Here is a 10044-nt window from a genome sequence, read left to right as displayed (position 1 = left end):
ACATTGGTCTTTTTTTATAAACTAAATTAGGTTATCCTTTTAACCATACTTTACGTAACTCCTTTTGTTTTTGAGTTGCGTTTGAATTTTCTTTTAAACTACTTCCTTTTGTATATGATTGAGTTAATGTTGTTTTAATTACAACTTCTTTACCATCTCTTTCTAATTTAACCTCTACTTCTTTTCCAGGCTGCCACATATACATTGTTCTAAATATCTGATTTGCATTTTCTTTAGTTAACACAACTCCATCAACTGCTTTAATAGCATCATTAGGTTGCGCCCCATTTTCTGCCCAAAAGCTATTATTTTTAACTCCTCCAGTAAACCTTACACTTTGAGTTGGTTTATCACCTTTTACAATCATAACCCCATCATTTTGAATATAATTGGTTTTTACTTTAGATTCAGAAATATTTAATCCTGCTTTAGCAAAAAATGTATTATAATCTATTGGAGTAGTTCCTACAACATGTGTATTTAAAAAAGCTCCAATTGACGGATAAGTCATTGCTGTTATTTCTTCAATTAAATTATCATCTACAAATGGTTTATTTTTTCCATATTTATTAGATAATTCTTTCATTAATGATAAAATACCTCTATTTCCATTACTCTCTTCTCGCATTAAAATATCAATACACATACCAATTAAAGCTCCTTTTTGGTAAACATTATAATATTGTGGAGCGTATGGTTTATCTAAAACATTTTCACTCATTTTAGTAAAACTCATAGTATCATTCATTCCAGAAGCTGATTTAATTTTACCCATAACTTTCGCATAAAACTCATCTTCATTCACTAATCCTTGATTTACTTGAAATAAGGTTGCAAAATATTCAGTTACTCCTTCATACATCCATAAGTGCTTTGAAAAAGTTGGTTGGTTATAATCAAAATAATGTACGTCTTCAGAATGAACACTTAAAGGAGTTACAATATGAAAAAACTCATGAGACACAACATCTATCATACTTTTAGCTAAAGCATTATCAGGCATTCCTTCTGGTAAAACTACTACAGTAGAAGTATGATGTTCTAAAGCTCCAAATCCTTTAGGTGCTTTCTCAGATCCATCTGATAAATATAAATAAATATCATAACGAGCAGTACTATTAACACTACCTAAATAAGCTTTTTGAGCTTGCATCATTTTTTCCATTACCGCTTTAATTTTTTCAGCAGAATGTTTTTTATTTGGAGAGTATACACTTAATACAATTTTAATATCACCTACTTTAAATTCTTCAACATCTAATTCACCATAAAACATTGGATTATCAGTTATATCAAAATAACGAGGGGCAAAATAACTTGTAGTTAAAGAAGTTCCATCTTTACTAGTTTTTGTTCCAACTTCTTGTAAAGCTGAAGTTCTAGCAAATTTTGATGGAGCTACTACATCTAACTTATATTGACTATTTTTTAATGAATCAAAATATCCAATAAATCCATGTAAGTTTAAAACGTAGTTTGTGTTTTCAATATTAGTTCCTGCAGGTGAAAAAGGAACTTCTCCTCCTATACCTCCTTTAACTTCCATATCAAAAGTATCATTTACTAAATATGTTATTTTATCTAAACTAGCTGCATTATTAATTTCCCAAGTATTAGTATCAACCTTTTTTACTGATAAAGCATTTCCTTTATAATCAAACGCTTTAAAACCATCAACATATTTACCAAAATCACTAACAGAATATGTACCTTGAACAACTCTTGGTAATCTATACGTTACTTTTTCTGTAGTAAATCGTCCAGGGTTTATCGTTACAGGTACTTTATCATTTTCAACTTTAGTTAAATCTAATGTTGTTTCTATTGGATTTGAAGTAGCTAAATCGTTAACCTTAGTTTTTGAAGTACTACATCCAACTAATAATACTCCTGCCATAGCAGTAATTAATATGCTTTTATTCATTTTTAATATTTTTTCTTCTATATAAGACGCCTAAAGGTACAATCTGTTACTTTATTTTTTTATAAAAAGAAGTTAATTCTCTTAAAGGGTAATATTAGCATGGATCAATTTTATACTAAGTTTTCTTTTCATTTAAATATTTCATATCAAAAAAACGATTATTTCACCCTGACTATTAACCTTTTTAGTACCTTTTCTTATTAAAAAACGGTCGGTATAGAAAACATACTAATATCTAGAAAATTACTTCCTATATATTGAACCAAAAAAGACTCCTAAGTCAGGAGTCTTTTTTATATGTCTTAACAAAATTATAAAAATTATTGCTTACGCTTTGCTTCAATACTTAATGTCGCATGCGGTACTAATTTTAATCGTTCTTTTTGAATTAACTTACCTGTAACTCTACAAACTCCGTATGTTTTATTTTCAATACGTGCTAACGCATTTTTTAAATCACGGATAAATTTTTCTTGTCTAATAGCTAGTTGCATGTTTGCTTCTTTAGACATTGTATCTGAACCTTCTTCAAAGGATTTAAAGGTGGGTGAAGTATCTTCAGTACCATTACCAGATCCATTTTTATAGGAATCTTGTAACAACTTTAAATCTTCTTCAGATTTTTCAATTTTCTTTAAAATAATTTCTTTGAACTCTTGTAAATCATTATCAGAGTATCTTACATTAACGTCATTCATAATGCTATATTTTTTCAATTAACATTTTACTTTTAATGGTATCAAATTCAATTTCTGTACCATTTTCTAACGCTTCAACAAAAACCAACTCATTTGTTAATGTTTCTGTTTTAATATAGGTTTCATTTGCTAATATTGATTCTTGTAAATCTGCAAAATTTAAGAAAGTTAATCGTATTCTATCTGTTACTTCTAAACCAGTTTCCTTACGTGCATTTTGAATTCTATTTATTAATTCTCTCGCTACTCCTTCTTTACGTAAATCATCTGTTATGGTAACATCTAAAGCCACTGTTAATCCTTCTGCATTTGCTACTAACCAGCCTTCAATATCTTTTGATGAAATTTCTACATCAGCGGTTTCTAAATTAACAATTTTCTCATTAATTTCAACAGATATTTTCCCTTCTTTTTCAATTATTGCAATATCTTCTTGAGAAAAAGACTGTATCTTACTAGCTATCAATCTCATATCTTTACCAAACTTAGGTCCTAAAGCTTTAAAGTTTGGTTTTATTTGTTTTACTAATATACCAGAAGCATCATCTAACAATTGAATTTCTTTAACATTTACCTCAGATTTTATTAAATCAGCAACTGCTAGTATCTCCTCTTTTTGAGTTTCATCAAGTATAGGAATCATTATCTTTTGTAGTGGCTGACGCACTTTTATTTTTTCTTTTGCTCTTAAAGAAAGAACTAAAGAAGAAATAGTTTGTGCATTTTCCATTTTTCTTTCTAATGATTTATTCACAAAAGATTCATCATATTTTGGAAATTCTGCTATATGAACACTTTCAAAATTTTCTTTTTGAGTTGCAGCAGTTAAATCCTTATAGAGTCTATCCATAAAGAATGGAGCTACTGGTGATCCTAACTTAGCTACAGTAAGCATACATGTATATAACGTTTGATAAGCTGATATTTTATCTTGTGCGTATTCTCCTTTCCAAAAACGTCTTCTACATAAACGAACGTACCAATTACTTAAATGATCTTGTACAAAATCTGAAATTGCTCTAGTTGCTCTAGTAGGTTCGTATTCTGAATAGAAAGTATCAACTTTTTTAATTAATGTATTTAATTCAGATAAAATCCAACGGTCAATTTCAGGCCTTTCATTTAATGGAACATCAGCTTCACTATAACTAAAGTTATCAATATTAGCATACAATGTAAAGAAAGAATATGTATTATATAGCGTACCAAAAAACTTACGTTTTACTTCTTCTATACCGGCTAAATCAAATTTTAAGTTATCCCATGGATTTGCATTTGAAATCATATACCAACGTGTAGCATCTGGCCCATATTCAGCTAGAGTTTTAAACGGATCAACAGCATTTCCTAAACGCTTAGACATTTTATGTCCGTTTTTATCTAATACTAAACCATTAGATACAACATTTTTATATGCTACAGAATCGAACACCATGGCTCCAATTGCATGTAAAGTATAAAACCATCCACGTGTTTGATCTACTCCTTCAGCTATAAAATCTGCAGGGAAACTTTCTGTATTATCTATTAACTCTTTATTTTCAAACGGATAATGCCATTGTGCATAAGGCATTGAACCAGAGTCAAACCAAACATCAATTAAATCACTTTCTCTATGCATTGGTTTTCCTGAAGCTGATACTAAGATAATTTTATCTACAACATTTTTATGTAAATCAATTTTATCATAGTTCTCTTCAGACATGTTACCTACTTCAAAGTCGGCAAAAATATCTTCAGAAAGTACTCCTGCTTCTACTGATTTTTTTATCTCTTCTTTTAGCTCTGCTAATGACCCAATACATAACTGTTCAGTTCCATCTTCAGTACGCCAAATAGGTAAAGGTATTCCCCAAAAACGAGAACGAGATAAATTCCAGTCATTTGCATTTTTTAACCAGTTACCAAAACGCCCTTCTCCTGTTGATTTTGGTTTCCAGTTAATTGTTTCGTTTAAGTCGAACATTTTTTCCTTAACATCGGTTACCTTAATAAACCAAGAATCTAATGGATAATATAAAATTGGTTTATCTGTACGCCAACAGTTAGGATAGCTATGCACATACTTTTCAACTTTAAAAGCTTTATTTTCAGTTTTAAGCTTAATTGCTATTTCAACATCTACTGACTTTTCTGGAGCCTCTCCATCAGCATAATATTCATTCTTAACATATTTACCTGCAAACTCACTTACTTCTTGCCTGAATTTACCTTGTAAATCTACTAATGGAACTGGGTTTTCATTTTCATCTAATACTAACAATGGTGGCACCTCAGGTGTAGCTTGTTTTGCTACTAATGCATCGTCAGCTCCAAAAGTTGGTGCAGTGTGAACTATACCTGTACCATCTTCAGTAGTTACAAAATCACCTGAAATTACTCTAAATGCATTTTCTGGATTTTGATAAGGCAATACGTAATCTAATAATTGCTCATATTTAATACCTACTAAATCTTTACCTATAAATTCATTAGTAATTAAATATGGAATTTGTTTATCTTCTTTTGTGTACTTATTTAAATCACTTTCGTTTTCAACTTGTTCAAATTTCTTTCCAGCAAACTGTTTTGCTACTAAGTTTTTTGCTAATACTACTTGAATAGTTTCAAATGTGTATTGATTAAATGTTTTTACTAAAACATACTCGATTTTAGGTCCAACTGTTAAAGCAGTATTACTTGGTAATGTCCAAGGTGTTGTTGTCCAAGCTAAGAAATGAACATCTCCTTCTACTTGTAAAAACTCAGGTAATGTATCTTTTATCGTTTTAAATTGCGCAACAACAGTCGTATCAGTTACATCTTGATAAGTTCCTGGTTGGTTTAACTCATGTGAGCTTAAACCTGTTCCTGCCTTTGGTGAATAAGGTTGAATTGTATATCCTTTATACAATAAGTTTTTATTATAAATTTGTTTTAACAACCACCATACTGATTCCATGTATTTAGGCTTATAAGTAATATATGGATCTTCCATATCTACCCAATAGCCCATTTTTTGAGTTAGGTCATTCCAAATATCCGTATAACGCATTACTGCTGTTTTACAGGCTGTATTATATTCTTCTACAGTTATTTTTGTTCCTATATCTTCTTTAGTTATTCCTAATTCTTTTTCTACTCCAAGTTCTACTGGTAAACCATGTGTATCCCAACCAGCCTTACGCTTTACTTGGTATCCTTTTTGAGTTTTATAGCGACAAAAAATATCTTTAATAGAGCGTGCCATTGCATGGTGAATTCCAGGTAACCCATTTGCTGAAGGTGGTCCTTCAAAAAAAACAAACGGCTCATTTCCTTCACGGCTAGTAATACTTTTCTCAAAGATGTTGTTTTCTTCCCAGTAGTTTAATATTTCTTCTGCTACTTTTGGTAAATCCAAGCCTTTGTATTCAGTAAACTTCTTACTCATTTTGTTATTATATTTATTGAATGTGCGAAATTACGTATTTTCTTGTAATTGTAATGTTTGACTTATAAAAAAACGCCTCTGAATAGAGACGTTTTTTTGCTTTTATATACTTTACTATATTATTTATTACTTGATTTTACATTTTTAATAGTTTCTAAAATATAAAAATACGATCTTCTATTCTTTTGGTGTTCTTCTTCTGTACATTTACTTTTTCTTCCTTCTTTACAATTATTTAATAATTGGTCTTCCCCATAACCAATTGCACTTTCTATTCTTTTTGAATCAATTCCTCTTGAAATTATATAATCTCTTGTAGATTTAGCTCTATTATCTGAAAGAATTCTATTATACTCTTTAGTTCCTCTACTATCTGTATGTGATTCAATTTTTATAACCATTTCTGGATTGTTTTTCATAACAGACACAATGTTTTCTAATTCATATTCAGCATCCTCTCGAATATTGAATAGGTCAAAGTCAAAATAAATTGGGTTTATAATTATTTGATTTTCTACAATTAAAGACTCTAATTGTAAATCAGTTTTTAATATTTTCTTATTTACATCTAAAGTTACTGTTTCTTTTTGTGTTGCTTTATAATCATCTTTTGAAGCGACCACTACAAAGTTCTTTTCACAATCAATTTTTTCAAAAGAATAAGCTCCATCAGATTTTGTTACTTGCTCAGATATTGGTTCTCCTTTTTCATTTATTAATCGTACAGTTACATTATCAATAGGTTCTCCTGTTCTTGTGTCTGATACAATTCCTTTTATATCTTCTTTACAGTCATAAATTATAAAACTATAAATATCATCATCTCCTTTTCCTCCTTTTCTATTTGATGTAAAATATCCCTGAAAACGCTCTTTATTTATTACAAAAGAAAAATCATCTCTAGGTCCATTAATAGGTTTTCCCAAATTAATAGGCTCTGAAAAAGAGTTTTCTTTTACCTCGCTCTCAAAAATATCTAAAGCTCCTAATCCTATATGCCCATCTGAAGAAAAATACAACCGGTTATCATTTCCTACAAATGGAAACATTTCTCTTCCTTCAGTATTAACTGTTGCACCTAAATTTTCTGGTTCTCCATAATTACCATTATCATCTATGGCTACTTTATAAATATCTGTGCTTCCATAGCCATTCGGCATATCAGATACAAAGTATAATGTTCTCTCATCAGGACTTAATGCTGGATGCCCTACAGAATAACTATCATTATTAAAAGATAATTCTTTCAAATCACCCCACACCTCATTTACTTTACTTACTTTATATATCTTTAAATGTGTAGTTCTTTCTTTATCTCCTTTTAATTTATCACCATCATAATTATTTCTAGTAAAATACATTGTTGAACCATCTTTTGTTATAACTACATTAGATTCATGATATTTAGAATTTATTGAATTTAATTTTTCTGAAGTGCCTACATATAATATTCTATCTTCTCCGACGTTTTTTTCTTTAGACGAATAAACGTTTAAATATGGTTGATTATTCCATTTATATAATCGAGTGTCTTTAACATCTATAGGCTTTGTAGAAGCAAAATACAATGTATTATCATGTACAAAACCACCAAAATCAGAATACTTTGTATTCACTGAAAGATTGTGAATATTTATATACGTTTTTGGCCTGTTTGAATATTCTATAAAGTAATTTTTATTTTTCTCTAATGCTTTTACTCTACTATCATTTCTTTTCAATTTCAATAACCAACTATCTGACTCTTCAATTTTACCATTACTCTTTAATGTTTGAGCATATCTAAATACATGCTTTGGTAAAGCCATTAATTCGAATTTCTTCATTAATTCAGCATACCATTTTTCTGCTTTATCAAAATCAACATTAAAATAATATGAGTCTGCCAACCTACTTATAACCAAATATGTTTTGTCATCTTTGTTATAAATAGTTTCATACAGTTCTGCTGATTTTTTATAAGCGTATTCTTTAAAATACCTATCAGCTGCATATTTTCGTTGCCCAAAAGCCATAGCAGTTACTAACAATAATAATAAAAGTATTGTTCTTTTCATGTCCCGTCCGTTTAATTGTTCTAGAAAAATCTTGGCGATTTCATCTTTTGTTCTTTAAATATCTCATATCGAAGCATTACTTCATGAGTTCCTGAATTGTAATTACTATAATTAGATGTCGTTAAATCGTAAGCATAACCTATTTGTAATGATTCATTAATTTGAAACCCTAACATTGCACTAATTGAATCATCCCATCTCCATGCTGCTCCAACTCTAAATTTATCATTAAATAAAAAGTTCGCTGATACATCTAATGATAATGGTGCTCCACTTACTATTTTACTTAATACCGCTGGCTTAAACTTTATTGTTTCGCTTAAATCAAATACATAACCTCCTATTAAAAAATAATGCATTCTTTCTGTTGCCACAACTCCTCCACTTGACACATCATCATAATGATCTGTTCTCAAAATGTTTGGAACTGCAAAACCTAAATACCAATTTGACTTGTAATAATAAACTCCTGCTCCTATTGTTGGTAAAAACTTACTTATATTTTGATTTAATGATCTATCATTTCCATCTCGAAAAACTCCTTTACTCCAGTCTACATTAAAAAAACGCCCTCCTAACTTTAATCCAAATGCTAAATTTCCATCTTCACTTGTTCGAACGGTATAAGAAACATTTGCATCTATATACGTTTCATTAGATGGACCAATTGCATCATTTACCAAATTTATTCCTAATCCAACTCCTGAATATCCTAACGGAGTATCATAACTTAATGTTTGAGTATCTGGCGCTCCATCAATTCCAACCCATTGTGTTCTTGCCAAAACATTGATCATTGTATGTCCTTTTGAACCTACATATGCTGGATTAACACTCATTGTATTAAACATATATTGTGTATACTGAGGATCTTGCTGTCCGCTTACTATACATGAACTTAGCATTAAGATTAGTATGCTGATTACTTTTAATATATTATTCATCCTTACTAATTTCTTTAGGTTTATTAACGATTTTTTTTATTATTTTATTTAAAAATACAGTAAAAAACTACATTGCAAACATTTAAACAAAAAATAGTCTTTTTTATAAAATTTTGCAAATTTATAACATTAATCTCTATTAATATAGATCCACCCCTTTTTAGGTTTTGTACCATTTCCTAAATCAAGAACATAGAAATACGTACCAGAAGGTAATTTATTGTCTACTTGAATATTTACTCTTCCTGTAGAGGTGCCATCCCACTTATTATTATACTGCTTCTTTTTATACACTAAATTACCCCATCTATTAAATATTTCTAATGTATTAGTAGGATAATTTTCTATACAATCAATTATTAAAGTATCATTACTACCATCATCATTGGGTGTAAACTCATTGTAAACACTAACACAGTCATCAATTCCAATAGCATCTCCAAAAATAGAATCGTTTAAATCTGCACTATCAGCAATTCCATCACCGTCTGAATCTGTTCCACTATCTGGTAAAACTCCTGTTCCTCCACCTTCATTTGGATCAATAACATCAGGAATTCCATCAGAATTCCCATCAGGTAAGTTATCATTATTTCCTGAATCTCCAAATCCTGAATCGTCTTCATCTACTTCATCTGAAATACCATCACCATCACTATCTGGGCCATCTACTACTCCATTTCCATCCATATCATCATTTCCGCCTTCAGTAATATCATTGATTCCATCATCATCACTATCTAAATCTTGATAATCTGGAACTCCATCTCCATCGGTATCAACTGTATCTCCATCTCCTCCATTTCCTTCTCCGAAATTACTTGAGTCTGAATCTACACTATCTGAAATACCATCGCCATCACTATCTGATCCTCCTGTATCATTTGAATCGATAACACCATCATTGTTCGTATCTAAATCGCCATTTCCATTCTCTATAACATCATTAATTCCGTCATTGTCACTATCTAAATCTTGATAATCTGGTACGCCATCGCCATCTGTATCT

At 30.0% G+C, this 10044-nt stretch carries 6 protein-coding genes; all 6 read right to left on the bottom strand.

What is annotated here, in order from left to right; all coding sequences use genetic code 11:
* Nucleotides 1-31: 31 nt before the first annotated feature.
* Nucleotides 32-1924, bottom strand: a complete 1893-nt coding sequence (locus DS884_RS18265; protein WP_113787787.1) for a peptidase M61 — start codon at nucleotides 1922-1924, stop codon at nucleotides 32-34.
* A 320-nt stretch (nucleotides 1925-2244) separates the two neighbouring features.
* On the bottom strand, nucleotides 2245-2622 hold the full coding sequence (locus tag DS884_RS18260) for a TraR/DksA family transcriptional regulator (protein ID WP_093871988.1): 378 nt from the start codon (nucleotides 2620-2622) through the stop codon (nucleotides 2245-2247).
* A 4-nt stretch (nucleotides 2623-2626) separates the two neighbouring features.
* Nucleotides 2627-6034, bottom strand: a complete 3408-nt coding sequence (gene ileS / locus DS884_RS18255) for an isoleucine--tRNA ligase (RefSeq protein WP_113787786.1) — start codon at nucleotides 6032-6034, stop codon at nucleotides 2627-2629.
* A gap of 119 nt (nucleotides 6035-6153) precedes the next feature.
* Nucleotides 6154-8091, bottom strand: coding sequence for an OmpA family protein (locus tag DS884_RS18250; protein WP_113787785.1), 1938 nt, complete (start codon nucleotides 8089-8091; stop codon nucleotides 6154-6156).
* A 20-nt stretch (nucleotides 8092-8111) separates the two neighbouring features.
* Nucleotides 8112-9035 carry a type IX secretion system membrane protein PorP/SprF gene (locus tag DS884_RS18245; protein WP_113787784.1) on the bottom strand — a complete coding sequence of 308 codons (924 nt, stop codon included), beginning with the start codon at nucleotides 9033-9035 and terminating at the stop codon, nucleotides 8112-8114.
* Between the two features lie 129 nt (nucleotides 9036-9164).
* Nucleotides 9165-10044, bottom strand: an 880-nt coding sequence (locus DS884_RS18240; RefSeq protein ID WP_147239429.1) for a gliding motility-associated C-terminal domain-containing protein, incomplete at its 5' end; no start/stop codon positions are given.

This window comes from Tenacibaculum sp. E3R01 (assembly GCF_003318185.1).
Taxonomy (GTDB): Bacteria; Bacteroidota; Bacteroidia; order Flavobacteriales; family Flavobacteriaceae; genus Polaribacter; species Polaribacter halocynthiae.
Note: the sequence above shows the minus strand (reverse complement) of the source record. Positions and strands in the feature narration are given on the sequence as shown.